Consider the following 20555-nt stretch of genomic DNA (forward strand, 5'->3'; position numbering starts at 1 on the left):
CCGCTGTGCGTCGTTTGCCTGGCTCAAGAGAGTTTCACAACCGCCTGCGACTTCATGAGGACTTTCTGTTCGGCAGCCATCACGGTGAGGTCGATACGGGCGGTGCGGGCATCTGCGTCGAGCGCTCCCACTACGCCGGTGACATCGATAACAGCGCCGGCTTCATCGGTGCCGGTGGTGTCGGTGACTACCACGGGCTTGGTGAAGCGGGTCTGGTAATCGACGACGGCGGCGGGGTCGCCTGCCCAGTCGCTCACCAGCTGCACGGCCGCACCCATGGTGAACATGCCGTGGGCGATAACACCCGGAAGTTCCACGGACGTTGCGAAGGCCTCGTTCCAGTGGATGGGGTTGAAGTCGCCGGAAGCTCCTGCATACTTCACCAGATCCTGGCGGGTCACCTCAATGCTGCGCGTGCCAACTTCCTGGCCCACGCTCAGTTCTTCAAATGAGTGGCTCATGGTTACTGTCCCTCTCCGCGGACCAGGATGGACGAGGTCGTAGTGGCGACTCTTTCGCCTGCCTCCGTGGAAATCTCGGAGCGCGTGGTGATCATCGCTCCCCCGCCCATGGCCCGGACGCCGTCGACGTGGAGCTCGGCCACCAGGCGGTCCCCGGCAACGATGGCGCGGTGGTGCGTGAAGCGCTGATCGGCGTGGACCACGCGGGAAAAGTCGATGCCCGACTCGGGGTCCTCCACCAGCTGGGCATCAGCGCGCTGGGCAACGATGATGGCGAACGTTGGCGGTGCCACGAGGTCGCTGTGGCCGAGGGCCTTGGCTGCCTCGACATCAAAGTGCGCAGGGTTGCTGGCCTTCACGGCCTTGGCGAACTCGCGGATTTTTTCACGACCGACGTCGTATACCTCTGCGGCAGGGTAGCTTCGGCCCTGCAGGTCCGGATTGATACTCATGCTCCAACCCTATCGGGCACCGGCCGTGCGGGAAGAGCGGAGCGTGCGGGCCGACTACTTCTTGTAGCTCTTGCGGATCTTCTGGCCCCGAACCACCAGTCCCGTGACGTGAAGGATCAGTCCGACGCCGATCACGGGCAAGGAAGCGACCGCCAGCGCCTGGTTGCCGGTGGTGTTCCCAAGGATGGAGAGGATGAGTCCGACGGCGATCAGCCCCATGGCGCTGAAGACCAGCACTTTGTAGGCGGTTGAGGCGGTGGCCCAGAATTGTTCAAGCACCGTACAAGTCTACCGGGGCCGGTTGCGAGGCCCGGTAGACGTCCTTTGCACCCGAAATGGCACGTTCAGCGGGCCTCGCAATCCGGGGGGCCTAGAACAACGAATCCTGGAGGGCCGGGATCTCCGTGGTGTGGGGTCCGAATTCGATACGTCGTCCTTTCAACGCACCAAGGTCCGCCACGAACGTACCTTCAACCTCATTGCCCTCGGCGTCCGGCAATCCCGCCAAGGCGATGGCCCCCGACAGGGAGTGGACCCGCAGACCGTGCCCGCCGCCGTCGAACGCTGCCGGGTACGGATGGCGGATGGCGCCGGACGGCCGTGCGCTGCACAGCTGGTGGGCCAGCGCCGGCCGCTCCCACTCTTCCTCAACAACCGTGTAGCCCGCCATGGCCAGACCGGACAGCAATTCACGCACCTCTGCGGCACGCTTGCGGTTAATGGCCCGGAGTTCGACGCCGGTACGCGGCTCCACGAGCGATGCCGCCTTGGCGGCGGAACGGACCTGCTGGACGAGCCCAAGCTCGCGCGTTACGAGGTCCTCGAGGATGCGGACCACGCGGCCATCTTCAGCGCGTGAAACATAGGAAGCGTGCACGGCGCCCTGTTCGGCCAGGCGGTTCCATTTGCGTCGGGCGGACGCTGTGCCAACTTTGCTTGCACCGTTGGCGAAGGTGGCCACGTACAGCCAGTGTGGCTGCATGAGGTAGGACCGGAGCCCTGCAGGCACCGAGCCGCCGCGGTGGAAGTCGTGCATGAGCCGGGAGTCGTCCCGTGCGAAGCAGCTACCGCATTGCTTGCCACGCTCCGCCAGAGAACTGCCGGGACAGGGAACATGCGTCCTGTCGCCAAGACCATGCACCTTCACGTGGCCAAGGCACCACAAACCGGGCATAACACGCAGGCCCAGGGATGAACCCTGGGCCAACGCAACATCAGTAAATTCCCCAACCGGGGTGTGGAGGCGCAGCGCCGGGGATGATGAGTCCCAGACGACTCCGTGGACCAGCACGGGGTCCCTTACAGCGAGGGCTGGACCCCGAAGGCCACGGCGAGCTTCATGATCTTCTCTGCGCGACCCAGACGCGGGAGGTCGGAGCCGTCACGGATCACGCGGCCGTTGGCTTCGAAGTCGTTCATGAAGTCGGTAGCCCAGGCGACGTCGGAAGGCGTGGGGCTGATGACCTCGTTGATAACCGTGGTCTGGTCGATGGCCAGGCACAGCTTGCCGGTCATGCCCATGGTCACGGTGATGCCGGTCTGCTCGCGCAGGATCGGGTGGTTGGTGCCGACGGTGGGTCCATCGATGGGTCCGGGCAGGTTGCCGACGCGGGACGCGACAACCAGCTTTGCGCGCGGGTACGCCATGGCTTCGGGAGTGGCCGCCATGCCGGTGTCGCGGCGGAAGTCACCGGAACCAAACGCGAGCCGGAAGGCACCCTGGGCGCGGGCGATGTGGTTGGCTTCCTCGATGCCGAGGGCCGATTCCACCAGGGCAACCACGGGAGTCTTGCCGTCCATACGGTGGTACGACTCGGTGACCTGGTCCGCGGACTCGGTCTTTGCGAGCATGACGCCGAGCAGCCCCGGCGTGCCGCGCAGGCCCGCGAGGTCATCGGCCCAGAAATCGCTGGTGGCGTCGTTGATACGAACCCAGGCCTGGCCGCCGCCGGCCAGCCAGTTCACGACGTTTTCGCGGGCAGCGTCCTTCTGGGACGGGTCCACGGCGTCTTCGATGTCAAGGATGATGGCGTCCGCACGCGAAGCCGCAGATTCGTCAAAAAGTTCCGTCTTCATGGCGTTCACAAGGAGCCAGGAACGGGCGATATCGGCGGGAATATTGCGGGTGGGCCGAATGGATTCGGCGGCGATGCTAGACGTCATGTATCTACCGTATCTGCCCTGCCGCCCGCAAGGCCAAGAATTCACCTTCCTTGTGAGGATCAATACGAACTAAACGCCATATGACTGTTGGGTCCCGCAGTATGAAGGCCCGACGTCGGTACGCGCCAGTCATGAACGGCCCATCTGACGCTGTTGTTCACGGGACTCAACACGGCGTCTTTGAGTCTTCCGGTTGCCGGGCGTGGCTCAGGATTTCTTCCCGTTTCGGGCTGTTTCGCAGCGTTTCCGGGCGTTACCGCCGCACTTCCCAGCCGCCGTCGTCATGGGCTTTCATCGTTCCCAAGCCGTTGCACAAGTCACCACATACTTGCTGCGGCCGGCCACCCCAACCCACTCCAATCCATCGAAAGTAGCTCCCATGAAACTGCATCTGCCCCTCCTGAGCGTCGCGGCCGCCGTCGTACTAGCGCTGACGGTGAGCGGCTGCGGCGGTGCAGCCGAAGCCGGACAAAGCGGCCAGCCCGGCAACGAGGTCAAAGAACTTCGGTACCAGGGCTCAGCCAACAACGTGACTTTCCCCGAGCTGGCAGCAGACCTCGGATACCTGGGCGACCTGAAGCTCAACTGGGTGGGCAACACCACCAGCGGCCCGCAGGACATCCAGTCGGCCGCCACCAACCAGACAGACTTCGGCGGCGCCTTCTCCGGCGCGGTAGTGAAGCTGATCGAGGCCGGTGCCCCCGTCAAAGCCGTGGTCAACTACTACGGCTCCGATGAAAAGACCTTCAGCGGTTACTACGTCAAGGCGGACAGCGACATCAAGGGTCCCAAGGACCTGATCGGCAAGAAGATCGCGGTCAACACCTTGGGCGCCCACCACGAGGCTGTGATCAACACCTGGCTGACCAAGAACGGACTCAGCCAGGACGAGATCAAGCAGGTCCAGCTGGTTCCGCTGGCGCCCAACGACACCGAGGAAGCCATCCGCCGCGGCCAGGTGGATGCGGGAACGCTCGGCGGGGTCCTGCAGGACCGTGCCGTTGAAGCAGGCGGACTGCGTTCCTTGTTCAGCGATGTCCAGCTGTTCGGCAACTTCGCCGGTGGGCAGATCGTGCTCCGCAACGACTTCATCGAGAAAAACCCGAACACCACCCGCACCTTCACCACCGGCGTTGCCAAAGCGATCAAGTGGGCGGCTGAAACACCGCGTGATGAGGTGATTGCCCGCTTCACCAAGATCATCGAAAGCCGCGGCCGCAACGAGAGCACGGCGAACCTGAAGTTCTGGAAGAGCCCTGGCGTGCCGGACGCCGGGGTGATCCAGGACAAGGACTTCACGCGGTGGGAGGCCTGGCTGAACTCGGCCGGAATCGTCAAGGACAAGCTGACCGCGTCCAAGTACTACACCAACGACTTCAACGATCTCGCGAAGAAGGGATAACCATGACAGCGAAGATCAGCCTCAGGAATGTCACCAAACAGTTCACGGTCCGGGCTACCAAGTCCACCCCTGCCACGACGCTGACTGCGATCGACTCCCTCAGCCTGGATGTCCGCGACGGCGAATTCCTCACCTTGGTGGGGCCAAGTGGTTCGGGCAAGACAACGCTTCTGGACCTGCTCGCCGGGCTTTCCACGCCCACCTCCGGAGAGGTATTGGTGGACGGCAAGCCGGTAACAGGACCTGGCAAAGACCGGGCCGTGGTTTTTCAGCAATATGCCCTATTCCCCTGGCGGACGGCCTCGGCCAACGTCTCCATAGGGCTCGAGGGCGTGGGCCCGGATGGCAGGAAGCTGAACCGGCGCGAGCGCGCAGCGAAGGCCAAGGAGTACTTGGCACTGGTGGGCCTTGCCGGCTTCGAGGACCGTTACCCGCATGAGCTCTCCGGCGGCATGAAGCAGCGCGTAGCCATCGCCCGGAGCCTGGCGTACGAGCCCGATGTGCTGCTCATGGATGAGCCGTTCGCAGCATTGGACGCGCAGACCCGCGAGCAGCTGCAGGACGAACTGCTGCGGATCTGGAAGGCCACCGGCAAGACCATCGTCTTCATCACCCACGGCATCGACGAGGCCGTGTACCTGGGCCAACGTGTTGCGGTCCTGAGTGCCCGCCCGGGCCGGCTCAAGGAAATCGTGGACATCGATATCCCGGATCGTGAAGGCGAAGAGGACATTCGCTCCAACCCCGCTTTCGTGGAGCACCGTCACCAGGTGTGGACCCTGCTCCACGACGAAGTCCGTCGGGCACAGGACGCCGGACACCGCAAGATCCTGCCCGACGGCAGTGCCCCCGACGAACCAGCAACCACCCCTGAAAGGAGCGCAGCCTGATGACGACCACCCTTGCACAAGCAGAAACTGCCACTTCGGCACCCCGGCAGACAACCGCCGTCGAGCCTTCCGTTTCACAAGTACCCACGACGGAACGTACGACGCCGGCGCCTGGCCTGGCACGCAGGGTCACCTCGGCTGTGGGTTCAGGTGTGTGGAAGTCCGCTGCGATCCTTGCGTTCCTGCTGCTGTGGGAGCTCGGGCCAACCTACCTGGCCAGCCCGTCCACCCGGGTGTTCCTTCCGCCGCTGCACGAAGTGCTCCTGGCATGGGGCAAGCTCTTCGAAGCCGGGACCATCCAAGGCCACATCGCCGCCAGCCTGACCCGCTCGGTGGCCGGTTTTGGCGCGGCCCTTGTAGCTGGCGTGTCGCTGGGCCTGTTGATTGCCTGGTACGGGCGCCTCAACTCCGTCCTGAACCCGTTGCTGGAACTCTTCCGCAACACGGCCGCCCTTGCCCTGCTTCCGGTGTTCACACTGTTGCTGGGTATCGGTGAGGAATCCAAGATCAGCATCGTGGCGTACGCTGCGTTCTTCCCGGTGCTGCTCAACACGATCGCCGGTGTGAAGACCGTGGATCCGTTGCTGATCCGGGCCGCACGTTCGCTGGGCCTGAACAGCTTCCGGCTGTTCCAGAAGGTCATCCTGCCCTCGGCGGTTCCGACGATTTTCACCGGTATCCGCATGGCGGGCACGGCGTCGATCCTGGTACTCATCGCGGCGGAAATGGTGGGCGCCAAGGCCGGCCTCGGCTACCTCATCGTGAACGCACAGAGCAGCTTCCTCATCCCGGACATGTATGCGGGCATCCTCACGGTCTCCCTGCTGGGACTCGGAGTGAACTTCCTGCTGGTGGGTCTTGAGCGGCACTTCTCCCGCTGGCGGACCGCCGTCGGTTCTGCCGCTTCCTAAGTTTTACCCGTGGCGACCCAGCCACAACCAACACCGAAAGAAAAGGAAAACAATGACTGTCATTACCGAAACCAAGCTCGAATTCGCCAAGCTGGGCTCCCGCATCGGCGCCGAGATCCGCGGACTGGACATCAGCGGGGACCTGAGCGAGGACACGGTTGCCCAGATCCGTGCCGCCCTCAACGAGCACAAGGCACTGGTGTTCCGTGAGGCCAACATCCTCACGGACGAAGCCCAGGTGAAGTTCGCTTCGCACTTCGGCCCGTTGACCAAGGCGCACCCCACCGTCGCATCGGTGGAGGGCGAGGAGAATGTCCTGCCCGTGGACAGTGAGAACGGCTCGGCCAACAACTGGCACACGGATGTCACCTTCGTGGTGAACCCGCCGCAGGCTTCGACCCTGCGCAGCATCGACCTGCCGGCTTACGGTGGAGAGACCCTGATCGCTTCTTCGGCCGGCGCCTACCAGGACCTCCCGAAGGAGCTGCGGAACTTCGCGGACACTCTGTGGGCCATCCACACCAACGACTACGACTACTCAGTTCCCAAGAACCTTGAGCACGCCAACGCCGAGGAACGCCGCAAGGAGTTCACCCGCTTGAAGTTCGAGACCGCCCACCCGGTGGTCCGCGTCCACCCGCTGACCGGCGAGCGCGGACTGTTCATCGGCGGCTTTGCGCAGCGGCTGCGGATTGTGGGGCTTTCCAACACCGAGTCGAAGGACATCATCCGCCTGCTGCAGGCCTACGTGACCCGTCCGGAGAACGTGGTCCGCGTGAACTGGGAACCCAACCAGGTTGTGCTGTTCGACAACCGCATTACCCAGCACTACGCTCCGGACAACTACGACGGCCAGCCCCGCAAACTGAACCGGGTGACCATCGCCGGCGACATCCCCGTGGGCGTGGAGGGGAAGCCCAGCCAGGCTATCCAGGGTGATTCCAGCACCTACTCCGTGGTGGCTGAACTGTCGTAGGGGGTCTTATGTGTTGCTGTTGTAACCCAACTGAGTCGCAGTAAATGTCGTTTTGAGCGTTCATAACGACACGAACTGCGACTCAGTTTGGGTTTAAGGGATGTTGCTTCCCCGGGCTGCCATCCACAGGCCGTACCACTCGGCGCGGGACATCTGCGCAGCCACGTCTGCAGCGTCCGCACAGGCACCGATCCGTGAAAGGTTGGTTGTGCCGACCACCGGCGATATCCGGGCCGGATGCTTCATGAGCCAGCCCAGCAGGACAGCTTCCGGCGTCGTGTGCTTCTCCGCCGCCAGGCGCTCGAGCATCGCAACAACAGCTTCATCAGCCGATGACAGCGCCCCGGCCCCGGTGTACCGCCCTTGGGCCAGGGAGCCGTACGCCTGAAGCTCAATCCCCTTGTCCATGCAGTACTCAAGCGTCCCGTGGGGAAAGCTGGTTGCGGCGCCCTCGGCATGGTTGACCAGCACAGTGCTCTCCAGCCAATCGCGCTTGAGCAGGCTCATCTCCAGCTGGTTCGCGACAACGGGCGTTTCCAGGCGGTCCTGGAGGTACGCGATCTGGGCCCCGGACATGTTGGACACACCCAGTTGCCGCACTTTGCCTTCGGCCATCAACTGCCCGACGGCGTCAGCCACCTCGCGCGCGTCCATCAAGGGATCAGGACGGTGCAGGAGCAGAAGGTCGACGTACTCCGTTTGGAGCCGTTTCAGGCTGTCATTGACCCGTTCAAGGATGGCTTCCCGGCTGAGGTCGTAGTGGGTCTGCAACCCCCGCTCCCCCAGCCTGATCCCGCACTTGGTCTGCAGCTGGATCTTCTCCCGCAGGCCTTGCGAACGGACGAGGACCTCCCCAAAAACGGCCTCTGATTTACCTCCCCGGTAGATATCGGCGTGGTCGAAAAGACCTATCCCGATCCCCCGCGCCGATTCAATCACGGCAGCGGCCTGGTCGATCTCAGCGGCCCCGTAGGAGGCGCCTTCCCAGGATCCGCCCAGTCCCATGCAGCCGTAGATGAGGCGTCCGCGCCCGTTCGCAATGTTCACTTGTTGTTTTTCCTGTGCGCTTAGGCTTCGCGGACAATCCAGGCGGTGGTATCGGCCGGAAGCTTGCCGTCCTCCAAGGGACCGCTGCTCACGACGACGGTCCCCGCCGGGAGCTCGAACGCTTCAGCGCCGAAGTTGGTCACCGTTTCCCAGCCGCCCGGGCGGCTGAAGTGCAGCACCTCGGGGCGGCCCGTTTCCACCCACTCGAGTTCCTCCTCGGTCTGCAGCTCACTGCGCAGGCGCAGGGCCTTGCGGTAGAGCTCGAGGGTGGAGCCTTCAACACCTTCCTGGGTGGACACGGCGTAGTCCTTGAACCAGGCAGGCTGGGGCAGGTGTGCAGTACCTGCCCCGAAGCCGAAGGACGAGCCCTCGGGCGTCCACGGCAGCGGTACCCGGCAGCCGTCGCGGCCGATTTCCACGCCCTTGTTGCGGAAGAAGGAGGGGTCCTGGCGTTCGGAGTCGGGAATCTCTGTGACTTCGCGCAGCCCGAGCTCTTCACCCTGGTACAGGTAGGCCGAGCCGGGGAGCGCGAGCAGCAGCAAGGAAGCCGCCCGTGCCCGCTTGAGGCCAAGTTCGATGTCCAGCTCTTCAGCCGGGGCACCAGCAAGCAACCAGCCCTTGCCGTCCTGGCCCTTGGGTTCGGCACCGGTGATGTCCTGGGCTGCGTTGGTCCCCTGTGCGACGGAACCACCCTTCGGCAGCCCGTAGCGGGTGGCGTGCCGGACGACGTCGTGGTTGGAAAAGACCCAGGTGGAGGAAGCGCCGGACTCCTTGGCGTGCACCAGGTTGTCGGTGATGATCTTCTTGAAGGATGCGGCGTCAAAGTCCGACTGCAGCAGGTCGAAGTTGAAGGCCTGGCCCAGGCCCTCGGGGCTGGCGTAACGCGCACGGCGTGACTCGTGGACCCAGGCTTCGGCGACGGCGGTCCGGGGCGGGTTGTATTCATTGAAGAGTTTGCGCCACTCCGCGTAGACCTCGTGGACTTCGTCCCGGTCCCAGAAGGGGTGGGAGCCGTCGATGAAGCCGTCAGTTCCGTGGGCCTTCTTCAGGAGGTCTTCCTTCATGGGCATCGGCTCGGACAAGTCCTTTGCCATACCGTGGGCCACGTCGATGCGGAAGCCGTCCACGCCGCGGTCGGACCAGAAGCGCAGGGTCTTCAGGAAGTCTTCGCGGATCTCCGGGTTCTCCCAATTAAAGTCCGGCTGCTCCTTGGCGAAGATGTGCATGTACCACTGGCCCGGGGTGCCGTCCGGTTCCGTGATGCGCTCCCAGATGGGTCCGCCGAATACGGAGTCCCAGTCCGACGGCGGCACTTCGCCGTTTTCGCCCTTGCCGTCACGGAAGATGTAGCGCTCACGTGCGGCAGAGCCCTTCGGCGACGCGAGGGCTTCCTTGAACCACTCGTGCCGGTCTGAGGAGTGGTTGGGGACAATGTCCACTACCAGCTTGATGCCGGCGGCGTGCAGGGCTGCGGCCATCTCGTCAAAGTCCTCAAGCGTTCCGAGCTTGGGGTCCACGTTCCGGTAGTCATCCACGTCATAGCCGCCGTCGGCGAGCGCGGAAGGATAGAACGGGCTCAGCCACACAGCATCGACGCCAAGTTCCTGCAGGTAGGGAACCTTGGCCGTGATGCCCTTGATGTCACCCAGGCCATCACCGTTGGCGTCGTAGAAGCTGCGGGGGTAGATCTGGTACACCGCTGCCTGGCGCCACCAGTTGGGGTCGGCCATGCGGTCGGAGTGGGACAGGTTTGCCTTGGTGGCGGAGGTGCTCACGAAACTCCTTTGATTTAGATTCTAAATTTAGTTCCCGAACCAGTATGTGACGGCTGGCGCGGGAGGTCAACAGCCCTCTGGCGTCAGCCTTTGACAGCGCCCTGCGTGACGCCCGCCATGACCCACCTCTGGGTGAAGAGGTAAGCGACGATCGCAGGCGCCATGGCCATCAGGTAAGAGGCGAAGGAGACGTGGTAGTTGTTGCTGAACTGCGTCTGGAACAAGCTCTGCCGCACGGGGAGGGTCTGAAGTGCCGGATCGGAAATGATCAATGAAGGCATCATGAAGTCGTTCCACGCATAGAGGAAAGCGAAGATGCCCACTGTTGCACTCATCGGAGCCAGCAAGGGAAAGATCAGCTTCCAGAACGTCTGCCATGTGGTGGCTCCGTCGATCCTGGCGCTTTCTTCCAACTCCATGGGAATGGAGCGCAGGAACGCGGTGAAGAGAAGCACACTGAAACTCAGTTGGAACATCGTGGCCAGGAGGATCACACCGAACGGGTTGTCCAGACCGAGCCGCCCGGTCAGTTGGATCTGCGGCAACGCCACCACTGGGAAAGGGATGAACATCGCCGCGAGCAGGTAGAAGAACGAATACCGGAACAAGCGCCGGTCCCAGTTGCGGACAATCGCATAGGAGGCGAACGCTGCAAGGACGATCGTGGCGACCACGGTCCCGGCAGTAACCAGGAGGGACATCGCCGCACCCACGGGGAAGTTGGTCAGTGTCCACGCCTGGATGAAACCGTCGAGGCTGAAGGGAGACGGCAAGGAAAAGGCATTGCCGTCCACGGCCTGCCCCTGTGTCTTGAAGGCCATGGACACGGTGACATACAGGGGCAGAAGGACAGTCACTGCGCACAGGACAAGCACGGTGGTGGCGGACCAGTTGATCCGCTCCGGCTTCTCGGGTGAGCGCCGGGCACTTACAGAAGTGGCCTTGGTGGCGTGTTCAGGGTCGAGGGTGGTTTGTGTGCTCATCAGAGTGCATTCCGTCCGCGGGTGAGGGATAGCTGTACAAGGGAAATGGCGATGGCTACCAGGAAGAAAATGGTCGCATTGGCCATCTGGTAGGCGTAGTCACCACCGTTGAAGCCAGTGATGACTGTCATGGCGATGCTTCGCGTGGAGGTGCCCGGTCCTCCATTGGTCAGACCCACGATGATGTCGTAGGCATTGAGGAAACCCTTGAACCCGAGGATGACATTGATGACCACATAGCCGGCAACCAGCGGCAGCGTGATTTTGAGCAGCTGCTGTGTTTTGCTCGCACCGTCGAGGTCTGCTGCCTCATAGACATCTCCCGGAACGGCGACGAGGCCCGCGATGTAGATGAGCAGTGATCCGGGAACTGCCTGCCAGGCCGTGACCAGCACGATCGCAATCCAGGCAAGGTCAGGGTTGGCCAACAGGCTCTCCTCCAACCATGGGATTCCGGCGGAAACGCCGAACGCCGGCAGGGAATTGGAAAAGAGGAAGTTGAACACGTAGGCGATGATGATGCCGGAAACAACCATCGGAATCACGAAGACGGTCCGCAGCGCAGACTTCATCCGGATGCGGGAGGTCAAGCCGACTGCCAGCAGGAAAGCGATCACATTCACCGCGATGACTGTGACAATCGAGAAACCGAACGTGAACAGGTAGCTCTGCAGGATTGCGGGGTCGCTGAAGAGTGCGATGTAGTTGGTCAGCCCAACGAACTCCCAGTCTCCGATGCCAATGGAGTCCGTAAAGCTGAAGAAGATACCGATGACGCCCGGGACTGTGATGGCCAAAGTGAAAAGGACAAGGCTCGGCAGCAGGAAAAGGTAGAAGATCGGCTCAACCCGCTTCCCCTTGCGCTTTTTCGGCACCGGGCCCCGCCCGATGGTCCGGGACTCCCCTGGGCTCTCTGATGATTTTGAAGTTGCGATGATGGACATTTTTCTGGCTCCCTGTCTGTGCTACTGGCGGAAGGCCAGGCGTGCCCAGTCTGCGTCGAGTGTGCGGAGGGTGGAGGTGGCGTCGGCTCCAAACACGAGCGCCTGCGTGTAGTTCATGATGGGGATCGTCTTGGGAACCAGCACGGACGGCCCCTGGTACACCTGGGCGTTGTTGTAGTACTTGGCCATTCCCTCGACCCTGGGATCGGGGGCTCCGCTTGCGTCCTTGGTGGGGGTGAATCCCAGCTGCGATGCGTTGTAGGCCTCGATCACTTCGGGCCTGTAGAGGTATTCGAGGAATTCATGGGCCGCGTCCTTATGCTTGGACGCCTCCGGAATCCAGGCGGCGAGGTCCACGTTGACCCGCACGCGCAGGTCTTCCGGATTTTCCGTCATCGGCAGTGGGAAAGTACCAAGCTTCAAGTCCGGCGCTGTCTTGGCAACTTCGCTGAAGGCCCAAGGACCCTGCAGGTACATGGCGGCCTTGCCCTGGGAGAACGCGAGGTTGCCGTCTCCGTAGGCCCGGCTGGCGGCGTCCTTGTTCACATAGTTCTTTGCCAGCGTCAGCATCTTTTCCACGGGCTGGTGGAAGTCCTTTTGGAACGAGGCCTGGGATTCCGGCCCCACGGCCGTGCCTTCGGATTCCAACTTGTCGAAAAAGTCGAGGGTATCCACTTGGCCGCCTACCGAGTAATCGAACCATCCCTGGGCGATGGTCCAATCGTCTTTCCAGGTTGCGTAGAAGGGCGTCACTCCGGCCGCTTTGAGCTTGTCGCAGGCAGCGATCAATTCGCTCCAAGTGCGTGGAATCTCGATGTTGTTGGCAGCGAAGATCTCCTTGTTGTAGATCACTGAGGACGCCATGATCGAGTACGGCAAGGCGCTGGTCCGGCCCGGATAGGAACCGTACTGGTCCATCAGCGGCTGGAGATCTTCGCGGACACGGGACGCGGCCCCTGTGTCAGACAAGTCGCTCAGGACTCCCCGTTGGACAAACCGTGAGGTCTCCATGTTGTAGTTGGCCAAGGCGATGTCCGGCGGGTTTCCCCGGACGAAGCTCGCGGACACAACGTCAACACCGGAGGTATCCAGCACGACTTCCGTATGGTCCTGCGATGCGTTGTAGTCGGCGACGAGCTTGGTCATGAAGCCGATCGCCTCCCGCTTGCTGAAGGTGAAGCGGATGGTCTCTTTTCCCTGATCGCCGGAACACCCCGAGAGCAGTCCTGCAAGCAATGCCAGTCCGAGGCCCATTGCTGCCATGCGTTTCTTGCGTGTCACTTTCACAGACACGTTGTCCTTTCGTCGTACGGCCCCACTGCCGCATGCGTTGGATGATGGCGCGCTACATCACCCAGGAGTTTAGATAGGAAATAAATTTATTATCTGCCATAAGTATTCTGTGAGCGGTGCCACACCGTCAAGCCAGCCGTCGTAACAAGGCGAAGTCTAAATTTATGTACTAAATTTAGAGCGGTTGATGAGTCCTTCCATCGCCTCGCCTGAAAAGTTGGGAGCACTGCATGCTGAGCGGAACCGCGCCGTCCACACAGTTGGTACGCAGGCTCAACGCCGGAGCCATGCTCAAGGCCATGCGCGGAGCAGGCGTCGTCACCGGCACCGAGCTCATGACCATGACGGGCTTGTCCCGGGCCACGGTCATCTCGATCTGCGACGAACTGGTCCGCCTCGGCTGGCTGCAGGAGCTCGAGAACCAGCGCGGCGCAGGCGACTACATCAAGGGCAGGCCCGCCCGCAGGTTTGTTTTCGACGACGGCGCTGCAAGTGTGCTGGGGATCGACATCGGCGTCAACAAGATCACCGCAATCGTTGCAGACATGGCAGGGACTCCCCTGTCCCAGGTCACCATGCCCTTCCGGACGTACAACGTCTCAGCAGCCGAGCGCGCCGACGTGCTGGACAAGATTGCCGCTGAAGCGCTCGAAGAGGCCGGGGTTCCCGCCGACTCGGTGCTGGCGGTATCCGTAGGCGTAGCCGCGCCCGTCACCCGGGAGGGCGAAGTCCTCACCGTCCAGGAGTTCTGGAAGTCCTTCGATGTCCGCCGGATCGTCTCGGAACGGCACGGCTGGCACGTCCTGCTGGAAAACGATGCCAACCTCGCGGCCCTTGCAGAACGCTGGCGGGGTACGGCCAAGGGTGTAGACAACCTGGTGGTCATGCTGGCCGGCGACCGCCTGGGCTCCGGCATCCTCGAATCCGGACGCCTGCTGCACGGCCAGCTGGGCGGATTCGGTGAACTGGGGTTCCTCAACAACGTCGAAGGTGTGGGGAGCACCTACGGCATCGCCTACGAAGCCACCGCGGCAGGCCGGGAAGCTTTGAAGAAGCAGGGTGCTACGAAGCTGCGGGCGCTCTGCGGCGGCAACCCGGATGCCCTGACCGCCGAAATGGTCTTCACTGCTGCTGCCGAAGGTGACGCTGCCTCCAGGAAAGCGCTGGAGAGCGTCGCCCTCCGCATGGCCAGGGTGATTGGCGCCATCAGCACCTTGGTCAATCCTGAGCTCGTGGTGATCGCCGGAGGAGTTGCCGCCTCTGCCGAGACGCTGTTGCCCGGAATCGCCAAGCATCTTCCGGAGTTCACCTTCACTCCCCCGAGGCTGGCAACCTCCATTGTGGGTGACGGAATTGTTTCCCTCGGAGCGATCCGGCACGCCCTGGACTACGTCGAAGAGCACGCATTGGATCTCTCCCCCTCGTCGCGTCCCAACCGCGCTTCCTAACCCGCGCCAAGCCGGCGGCTGCTACTCCGGCATGGACATGGTCCGCAGGTCCAGCTGGCGCAGGACACGGTCCGCCACTTCCGGGTCAGTCCCCGGTTCATTCCGGGCCTGGACAACTTCCATTCGTGCCGCATCAAGGGCGATGGTCTGCACTGTGATGGCCAGCTCCCTGCCGCGCTCACGCTTCTCCTTGGCAGACTCGTTCTTCAGCGTGCCATCGAGCAGCTCGGCGTGCAGCCGGCGCATCTTCTCTTTCACCAGTGCCACTTTTTCCGGAGGAAGTTCCTTCATCAGGTCATGGTCCTTCAGGGCAGCAACGGCGGCCGCCTGGGCCCGCTTGGCCAGGAGCCTGGCAGCATCCTTCTCATGCGATCCGTGCTCGGTAGCGTCCAGCACCCGCATCAACCACGGCAGGGTCAGCCCCGGAAGAACCAGGGTGGCCAGCAATACGGCACAGGAAATGACCAAGATCTCATGCCGGGCAGGGAAGTCGCTGCCATCAGGCAGCGTCAAAGGAAGAGCCAAGGCAAGGGCCAACGTGGCGAGGCCCCGCATTCCGCACCACGTGAGGATGAGTACTTCTTTGGGTGAGGTGGGCTGCAGAAGGTTGCGCCGCCGTCGTGCCGTCAACGCAAGCAGCCCAAGCCACAGGTACCGCACCACGAATACCAGGACGCAGATCACCACGGCCATACCGACCATGCCAAAGATGGCAGTGCCTTCGTCCCTGATCACCTGCCGGATCTCCAGCCCCACCAGGCCGAAGGCCAGGCCGGTGGCGAGCAACTCCACGACGTCCCAGAACGCCGTCCGGGTAACGCGCTCGGCAGCGTCCTGTGGACGGGCGTGGCGCTGCAGTTCCAAGGCAGTGACGACGACGGCCACCACGCCTGAGGCGTGCAGCTCTTCGGCGAGGATGTACGCAGCAAAAGGAACCACCAGGGTGACTGCACTGCGTGCCACCATGGACGCGACCAGCTTGGTGATGAACTTGGTCAGCCAACCCATTGCGATGCCAATCACGACTGCAAGCGCCGCACCCAGCACGAACTGGGGGATGACTTCAGGGCCCACTTCCTTGCCGGACATGGTGGCTGCGACGGCGGCCTGGAAGATCACGATGGCAGCGGCGTCGTTGAAGAGGCCTTCACTTTGAAGGACCGTGATGAGCCGGCGCGGCATATGCACCCGGCCTGCCACGGACTCCACCGCAACGGGATCCGGCGGAGCAACCATGGCCCCCAGGGCGATGGCAGCGGGGATGCCAATGCCTGGAATCATCAGCCAGGCGGCCCCTGCCACCGCGGCGGTGGTCACCACCACCAAGGCAACGGCCATCAACAGCAAGGTCCGCCACCGAACCCGGAAAACCGCCCAGGAACTCTTCTGGGCGGTTGCGAAGAGCAACGGCGGCAGGAAGATCGGCAGGATCAGTTCCGGTGAAATCTCAAACTCGGGGAAACCCGGAATGAAGGTAAGGGCAACAGCCAGCAGCAACATGAGGACCGGATACGGCAACCGGAGCCGGTCCCCCAAACCGACCGCGAATACTGTTGCAAGCAGCAACCCGACTATGAGCGCCAGCTGATCCATGTTCCTGCTTCCCCAGATGTTGTACGGCCCCTTCCCCGGCGCGACCGGAAAAGTTCCCTACAAACATATCCCGGGGCACCGACACATTCCCGCGGGGCCCGTCACTCCACAGGGCCCGTCACTCCTTGGTCAGGGCGTCCACCACGTCCTCGGTGCCGTCCTTGAACGGGATGGTCTTGGCAATGGTTTCGGGCAGCTCCAGGACCGCCGCCGTTACCAAGGCAACGTTGGCGCGTGAGGTCTGCGTGCCATCATCGGGGTTCGCGGGATGCAGCTCGATCAGTCCTGTGGCCGGCTCATCGGTAAGGCTCCCGGGACCCAGCACAGTCCAGTCGAGGTTGGTGCCGCGCAGATAGTCGTCGGCTGCCGCCTTGGATTCCGCGTAGGCAAAGAAGGGGTGGTCCTCGGGGACACCGTGCTCCTTGGAAGCACCGATGTAGGACACCATGACGTACCTCTTCACACCCGCCTCCGCCGCAGCGTCCATGGAACGGATGGCAGCGTCCCGGTCCACGGCATAGGTCCTTGCGGGGTTGCCGCCGCCGGCCCCTGCGGACCAGACCACGGCATCGTGGCCCTTCAGCGCCTGGGCGAGTTCCGCCGTCGTCGAATGTTCAACGTCAAGCACCTCAGCGGAGGCGCCCGTACCCGTGACATCCGCCACATGGTCGGGGTTTCGGATGAAGGACGTGACATCGTGACCTTCACCACTAAGAATCCGGGACAGATGCAGGGCCACTTTCCCGTGGCCGCCAATAATCGCGATTCGGCTCATGGACCCATTCTGTCCCAGAAAACAAAAAACCCCGCAGAGAATATCTGCGGGGTCTTGCTCTGTAGCGGTGGGGAGGCTCGATCTCCCGACCTCACGATTATGAGTCGTGCGCTCTAACCAACTGAGCTACACCGCCACGGATGAGAAAAGCCTGCGTCAGCCGGTCAAAACCGCCTTGACGCAGGCCCTCATCCAGAGCCCCCCACCGGAATCGATCCGGTGACCTCGTTCTTACCAAGAACGCGCTCTACCACTGAGCTAGGGGGGCAACGAGTAAATACTCTACCGGACGTTTTCAGAAGCTACAAATCGGCGAATCCACAGGGAAAAATGGCCCCGACACAATTTGCAAAGCAGCTGTTTACCTGATCTACGAACGGAGAAAATCAGGGGAGGCGAAGCACCTGTCCGGGGTAGATCTGGTCGGGGTTGGGCACCGTATCGGCGTTGGTGGCGATCAAGGCGCCAAGGTCCACTCCGAACTGCGCGGCGATGCCACTCATGGTGTCCCCCTGCTCCACAACGACCTCCGTGACACGTGGTGCCACGGGTCCGGGCTGGCCCGTCTCTGCAGCTGCCTCTACAGCCGCCTCCCGGGCCTGTGGCTGGATTTCCGGGGCGTCAGGATCCAAGCCCTCCTGAGACGCTTCCTCGGCGGCTGCGGCGTCTGCTGCGGCCTGTTGCCGCGCCGCTTGTGCCGCGGCAGCTTCGGCTGCTGACTTGTCCGCCGCTGAAACCTCGACGGCGGCGGCATCCTCCTCGGCCTGGGTCACCGCCGTGTGGTCCTCCAGCGGCTCCGGCGCACCGCTGCCGCGAGCCCCGCCGTCGTCTTGCTGCGCCTCGCCTGGCTGCGGCTCTTGGCCCTTATCTCCAAAGCCAAGGTTCTTCTTCAAGTTATCCAGCAAACCCATGGAGCACTCTCCCCTGTTCAGCGCGGCGTTCACGTGCCGTACCTTCCGGCCGTGAATCGATCGTACGGCGCGTCAGCGACACATGTAACCCCGTTAACGCCTCAAGGGGCCGGCTCGAAAGCCGGCCCCTTGAGGGGAACTACTTAGTGTTTACCACTTGCCAGTGTTTACCACTTGCCCTTGCGGTTGAAGTCGCGGTTGCTGCCTTCGCCGCCAGTGCGGGGCTTGCGGGCACCATCACCGTGACCGCCGTAGCGCGAGCCGCTGGCCTGGCCACGATCGCGGTCGCCGTAGCTACCGGAGGTGCGCTCGGCGCGGTCGCTGTAGGAACGGCCACCACGGTCAGCGGAGGAACGCTCGCCGTCGGACTTGCGGAACTCCTTCTTGAATCCGCCGTTGCCCTTGAAGTTGCCGCCACCGTGGTTGTCGCGGTCGCCGTAGCCGCCGCGTTCGCGGTTGGGCCTGCGGCCGTTGTCCAGCTCAAGGTGGATCAGCTCGCCGCCGATGCGGGTACGGGACAGCGCACGCAACTGCTCGGGGCTGAGGTCTGCCGGGAGCTCCACAAGGGAGTGGTCCGAGCGGATGTCGATGCCGCCGATCTGTGCGGAGGAGATACCGCCTTCGTTGGCAATGGCACCCACGATGGAACCGGGCATGACGCGCTGGCGGCGTCCGACGGCGATCCGGTAGGTGGCGTTGCCCTCGGTGAGCGCACGGGTCGGGCCGCGGGAACCGAAGCCGTCCTTGGAGCGCTCACGCTTCTGGTACTCGGGAGCTGCGGGCAGTTCCTTGACCAGCAGGGGCTGTCCACCCTGGGCCATGACGGCCAGGGCCGCTGCGATCTCGGCAGCCGGAACCTTGTGCTCTTCCTCGTAGGAGGCAATGAGGTCGCGGAACATGGCCACGTCCTCGGACTCGAGGGTCTCCGTGATGCGCTCGGCAAACTTGCCCAGGCGCAACGAGTTGACGGTCTCGGCCGTGGGAAGGTGCATCTGCTCCACCGTCTGGCGGGTGGCCTTCTCGATGGCACGGAGCAAGTACTTCTCGCGGGGCGTCATGAACAGCACGGCGTCGCCGTTGCGGCCTGCACGGCCGGTGCGGCCGATGCGGTGCACGTACGACTCGGTGTCGTGCGGAATGTCGTAGTTGATCACGTGGCTGATGCGCTCAACGTCAAGACCGCGGGCGGCGACGTCGGTGGCCACCAGGATGTCGATGCGGCCTTCCTTGAGTGCGTCAACAGTGCGTTCACGCTGCTGCTGCGGGATGTCACCGTTGATGGCTGCTGCCTGGAAGCCACGGGACTTCAGTTTGTCGGCGAGGTCCTCGGTAGCCATCTTGGTCCGCACGAAGGCGATAACGCCGTCGAACTCTTCAACCTCGAGGATGCGGGTCAGGGCGTCCAGCTTGTGGGGGCCCATGACCTGGAGGTACCGCTGGCGGATGTTGGTGCCCGTGGAGGTCTTGGACTTCACGGAAATCTCGGCAGGGTTGTTCAAGTACTGCTTGGACATGCGGCGGATCTGGCCGGGCATGGTGGCAGAGAACAGTGCAACCTGGCGGTCTTCCGGGGTCTGCTGGAAGATCTGCTCAACGTCGTCGGCGAAGCCCATGCGCAGCATTTCGTCAGCCTCGTCAAGCACCAGGTACTGGAGCTCGGAAAGGTCCAGGGAACCCTTGGCGATGTGGTCGATGACACGGCCGGGGGTACCGACAACAACCTGGGCGCCGCGGCGAAGGCCGGCGAGCTGCGGGCCGTAGGCGGAGCCACCGTAGACGGGCAGCACGGTGAAGTCGTCAATGTGCTTGGCGTAGGAGGTGAAGGCCTCGGCAACCTGGAGCGCCAGTTCACGGGTCGGAGCCAGGACCAGGGCCTGGGTCTTGCGGGACGGGCCGTTGAGGTCGTGGAGTTCAGCCAGGCGGGACAGGGCAGGAACGGCGAATGCCGCGGTCTTGCCGGTACCGGTCTGGGCCAGGCCAACGACGTCGCGACCCTCAAGGAGCAGCGGAATGGTTGCGGCCTGGATGGGCGACGGCTTTTCGTAGCCGACATCCTGCAGTGCAGCCAGGACGCGGCCGTCAATGCCGAGTTCGGCGAATCGCACGCCTTCTTCTTCGCCGTCGTTGGAGGCGTCAGCGTCAGTTGAGGCAGCAGCGTCAGCTGACGCGGGGGCCGCAGTCTCAGCAGCGGCATTCTCGACGGGGGCAGCGGCGGCAGCCGGCGCTTCAGCTTCGGCAGATTCAGCGTTCCGGGCGTCGAAGTCTTCGTTGAGATTTTCGGTCATAGGGAGAAATTCCTCATCCATAGGGCAGTCGGCGCGACCCGGTTGGGCTGGCCGCAGTACTCGTCGCGAAAAACAGGAAATGGTGCCCTGCTTCCGCAAGAAGTCCGGCGCTGTCGCAATCCCATGGCAGGACTTCCCGCTGCATCTCTTGGCTGCTATCCCAGCAGTCTGTACAGCGTTTTCTTTAGCCGGCTCTCCCTATGAAAATGCCCGCACACATTTGCGGGCCCCAACACTTACCAGTCC

Annotated in this window: 19 protein-coding genes and 2 tRNA genes; 5 read left to right on the plus strand and 16 right to left on the minus strand. The window is 63.1% G+C overall.

Translation table 11 applies throughout. The features are described from left to right. Positions 1-23 precede the first annotated feature (23 nt). The 5 genes from ACFUOZ_RS12285 to ACFUOZ_RS12305 all read right to left on the minus strand — a co-directional run bounded on the left by ACFUOZ_RS12285 (position 24) and on the right by ACFUOZ_RS12305 (position 3076). Positions 24-461 carry a MaoC family dehydratase gene (locus ACFUOZ_RS12285; protein ID WP_377548356.1) on the minus strand — a complete coding sequence of 146 codons (438 nt, stop codon included), beginning with the start codon at positions 459-461 and terminating at the stop codon, positions 24-26. Positions 462-463: 2 nt separating this feature from the next. Beyond that, positions 464-913, minus strand: a complete 450-nt coding sequence (locus ACFUOZ_RS12290) for a MaoC family dehydratase N-terminal domain-containing protein (RefSeq protein ID WP_377548358.1) — start codon at positions 911-913, stop codon at positions 464-466. Between the two features lie 54 nt (positions 914-967). Further along, positions 968-1192 carry a DUF3188 domain-containing protein gene (locus ACFUOZ_RS12295; RefSeq protein ID WP_144659371.1) on the minus strand — a complete coding sequence of 75 codons (225 nt, stop codon included), beginning with the start codon at positions 1190-1192 and terminating at the stop codon, positions 968-970. A 91-nt stretch (positions 1193-1283) separates the two neighbouring features. Beyond that, positions 1284-2204 (minus strand): DUF2797 domain-containing protein, encoded by a 921-nt coding sequence (locus ACFUOZ_RS12300; RefSeq protein WP_377548362.1) that lies wholly within the window; start codon positions 2202-2204, stop codon positions 1284-1286. An 8-nt stretch (positions 2205-2212) separates the two neighbouring features. Next, positions 2213-3076, minus strand: a complete 864-nt coding sequence (locus ACFUOZ_RS12305; protein WP_144659369.1) for a CoA ester lyase — start codon at positions 3074-3076, stop codon at positions 2213-2215. A 379-nt stretch (positions 3077-3455) separates the two neighbouring features. On the opposite strand from ACFUOZ_RS12305, the gene ACFUOZ_RS12310 reads away from it, so the two are divergent. From ACFUOZ_RS12310 to ACFUOZ_RS12325, 4 genes are read left to right on the plus strand one after another with little or no spacing between them, the layout of a single operon-like run. Beyond that, complete coding sequence (locus ACFUOZ_RS12310; RefSeq protein WP_377548364.1) at positions 3456-4478, plus strand: ABC transporter substrate-binding protein; 1023 nt, start codon at positions 3456-3458, stop codon at positions 4476-4478. A gap of 2 nt (positions 4479-4480) precedes the next feature. Further along, positions 4481-5368, plus strand: coding sequence for an ABC transporter ATP-binding protein (locus ACFUOZ_RS12315; protein ID WP_377548366.1), 888 nt, complete (start codon positions 4481-4483; stop codon positions 5366-5368). After that, positions 5368-6279, plus strand: coding sequence for an ABC transporter permease (locus tag ACFUOZ_RS12320; RefSeq protein ID WP_377548368.1), 912 nt, complete (start codon positions 5368-5370; stop codon positions 6277-6279). Before ACFUOZ_RS12315 ends, ACFUOZ_RS12320 begins: the two co-directional genes overlap by 1 nt. 52 nt (positions 6280-6331) lie before the next feature. Further along, positions 6332-7255 (plus strand): TauD/TfdA dioxygenase family protein, encoded by a 924-nt coding sequence (locus ACFUOZ_RS12325; protein ID WP_377548371.1) that lies wholly within the window; start codon positions 6332-6334, stop codon positions 7253-7255. Positions 7256-7348: 93 nt separating this feature from the next. Here ACFUOZ_RS12325 and ACFUOZ_RS12330 read toward each other — a convergent pair whose 3' ends face one another. The 5 genes from ACFUOZ_RS12330 to ACFUOZ_RS12350 form a co-directional block, all read right to left on the minus strand. Beyond that, positions 7349-8260, minus strand: coding sequence for an aldo/keto reductase family oxidoreductase (locus ACFUOZ_RS12330; RefSeq protein WP_377548470.1), 912 nt, complete (start codon positions 8258-8260; stop codon positions 7349-7351). Between the two features lie 62 nt (positions 8261-8322). Then, positions 8323-10077: a glycoside hydrolase family 13 protein gene (locus tag ACFUOZ_RS12335; RefSeq protein ID WP_377548373.1), complete on the minus strand. Its 1755-nt coding sequence runs from the start codon at positions 10075-10077 to the stop codon at positions 8323-8325. A gap of 83 nt (positions 10078-10160) precedes the next feature. Beyond that, positions 10161-11060, minus strand: a complete 900-nt coding sequence (locus ACFUOZ_RS12340; protein WP_377548375.1) for a carbohydrate ABC transporter permease — start codon at positions 11058-11060, stop codon at positions 10161-10163. Continuing rightward, positions 11060-12004 (minus strand): carbohydrate ABC transporter permease, encoded by a 945-nt coding sequence (locus ACFUOZ_RS12345; RefSeq protein ID WP_377548379.1) that lies wholly within the window; start codon positions 12002-12004, stop codon positions 11060-11062. The genes ACFUOZ_RS12340 and ACFUOZ_RS12345 overlap by 1 nt, the downstream gene beginning before the upstream one ends. 21 nt (positions 12005-12025) lie before the next feature. After that, complete coding sequence (locus tag ACFUOZ_RS12350) at positions 12026-13297, minus strand: ABC transporter substrate-binding protein (RefSeq protein WP_377548381.1); 1272 nt, start codon at positions 13295-13297, stop codon at positions 12026-12028. A gap of 230 nt (positions 13298-13527) precedes the next feature. On the opposite strand from ACFUOZ_RS12350, the gene ACFUOZ_RS12355 reads away from it, so the two are divergent. Further along, positions 13528-14745 (plus strand): ROK family protein, encoded by a 1218-nt coding sequence (locus ACFUOZ_RS12355; protein ID WP_377548384.1) that lies wholly within the window; start codon positions 13528-13530, stop codon positions 14743-14745. A 21-nt stretch (positions 14746-14766) separates the two neighbouring features. Here ACFUOZ_RS12355 and ACFUOZ_RS12360 read toward each other — a convergent pair whose 3' ends face one another. The 6 genes from ACFUOZ_RS12360 to ACFUOZ_RS12385 all read right to left on the minus strand — a co-directional run bounded on the left by ACFUOZ_RS12360 (position 14767) and on the right by ACFUOZ_RS12385 (position 20309). Next, positions 14767-16338, minus strand: a complete 1572-nt coding sequence (locus tag ACFUOZ_RS12360) for a Na+/H+ antiporter (protein ID WP_377548386.1) — start codon at positions 16336-16338, stop codon at positions 14767-14769. 118 nt (positions 16339-16456) lie between these two features. Further along, positions 16457-17113: an NAD(P)-binding oxidoreductase gene (locus ACFUOZ_RS12365; protein WP_377548389.1), complete on the minus strand. Its 657-nt coding sequence runs from the start codon at positions 17111-17113 to the stop codon at positions 16457-16459. Between the two features lie 62 nt (positions 17114-17175). Further along, a tRNA-Met gene (locus ACFUOZ_RS12370) sits at positions 17176-17249 on the minus strand. Between the two features lie 60 nt (positions 17250-17309). Beyond that, positions 17310-17381, minus strand: a tRNA-Thr gene (locus ACFUOZ_RS12375). A gap of 118 nt (positions 17382-17499) precedes the next feature. Further along, positions 17500-18057 (minus strand): LysM peptidoglycan-binding domain-containing protein, encoded by a 558-nt coding sequence (locus ACFUOZ_RS12380; protein WP_377548391.1) that lies wholly within the window; start codon positions 18055-18057, stop codon positions 17500-17502. Between the two features lie 134 nt (positions 18058-18191). Continuing rightward, the gene (locus ACFUOZ_RS12385; RefSeq protein ID WP_377548393.1) at positions 18192-20309 is read right to left on the minus strand and encodes a DEAD/DEAH box helicase; all 2118 of its coding nucleotides are present in this window, start codon (positions 20307-20309) and stop codon (positions 18192-18194) included. Positions 20310-20555 lie beyond the last annotated feature (246 nt).

It is taken from the genome of Paenarthrobacter sp. NPDC057355, from assembly GCF_042667405.1.
GTDB lineage: Bacteria > Actinomycetota > Actinomycetes > Actinomycetales > Micrococcaceae > Arthrobacter.

Excerpts from the sequence above, each read along its gene's own strand:
- ACFUOZ_RS12360 (WP_377548386.1), bottom strand. The coding sequence starts at position 16,338 with ATGGATCAGCTGGCGCTCATAGTCGGGTTGCTGCTTGCAACAGTATTC.
- ACFUOZ_RS12320 (WP_377548368.1), top strand. The coding sequence starts at position 5,368 with ATGACGACCACCCTTGCACAAGCAGAAACTGCCACTTCGGCACCCCGG.
- ACFUOZ_RS12340 (WP_377548375.1), bottom strand. The coding sequence starts at position 11,060 with ATGAGCACACAAACCACCCTCGACCCTGAACACGCCACCAAGGCCACT.
- ACFUOZ_RS12385 (WP_377548393.1), bottom strand. The coding sequence starts at position 20,309 with ATGACCGAAAATCTCAACGAAGACTTCGACGCCCGGAACGCTGAATCT.
- ACFUOZ_RS12365 (WP_377548389.1), bottom strand. The coding sequence starts at position 17,113 with ATGAGCCGAATCGCGATTATTGGCGGCCACGGGAAAGTGGCCCTGCAT.
- ACFUOZ_RS12345 (WP_377548379.1), bottom strand. The coding sequence starts at position 12,004 with ATGTCCATCATCGCAACTTCAAAATCATCAGAGAGCCCAGGGGAGTCC.
- ACFUOZ_RS12330 (WP_377548470.1), bottom strand. The coding sequence starts at position 8,260 with ATGGGACTGGGCGGATCCTGGGAAGGCGCCTCCTACGGGGCCGCTGAG.
- ACFUOZ_RS12290 (WP_377548358.1), bottom strand. The coding sequence starts at position 913 with ATGAGTATCAATCCGGACCTGCAGGGCCGAAGCTACCCTGCCGCAGAG.
- ACFUOZ_RS12310 (WP_377548364.1), top strand. The coding sequence starts at position 3,456 with ATGAAACTGCATCTGCCCCTCCTGAGCGTCGCGGCCGCCGTCGTACTA.
- ACFUOZ_RS12355 (WP_377548384.1), top strand. The coding sequence starts at position 13,528 with ATGCTGAGCGGAACCGCGCCGTCCACACAGTTGGTACGCAGGCTCAAC.
- ACFUOZ_RS12325 (WP_377548371.1), top strand. The coding sequence starts at position 6,332 with ATGACTGTCATTACCGAAACCAAGCTCGAATTCGCCAAGCTGGGCTCC.
- ACFUOZ_RS12315 (WP_377548366.1), top strand. The coding sequence starts at position 4,481 with ATGACAGCGAAGATCAGCCTCAGGAATGTCACCAAACAGTTCACGGTC.
- ACFUOZ_RS12305 (WP_144659369.1), bottom strand. The coding sequence starts at position 3,076 with ATGACGTCTAGCATCGCCGCCGAATCCATTCGGCCCACCCGCAATATT.
- ACFUOZ_RS12285 (WP_377548356.1), bottom strand. The coding sequence starts at position 461 with ATGAGCCACTCATTTGAAGAACTGAGCGTGGGCCAGGAAGTTGGCACG.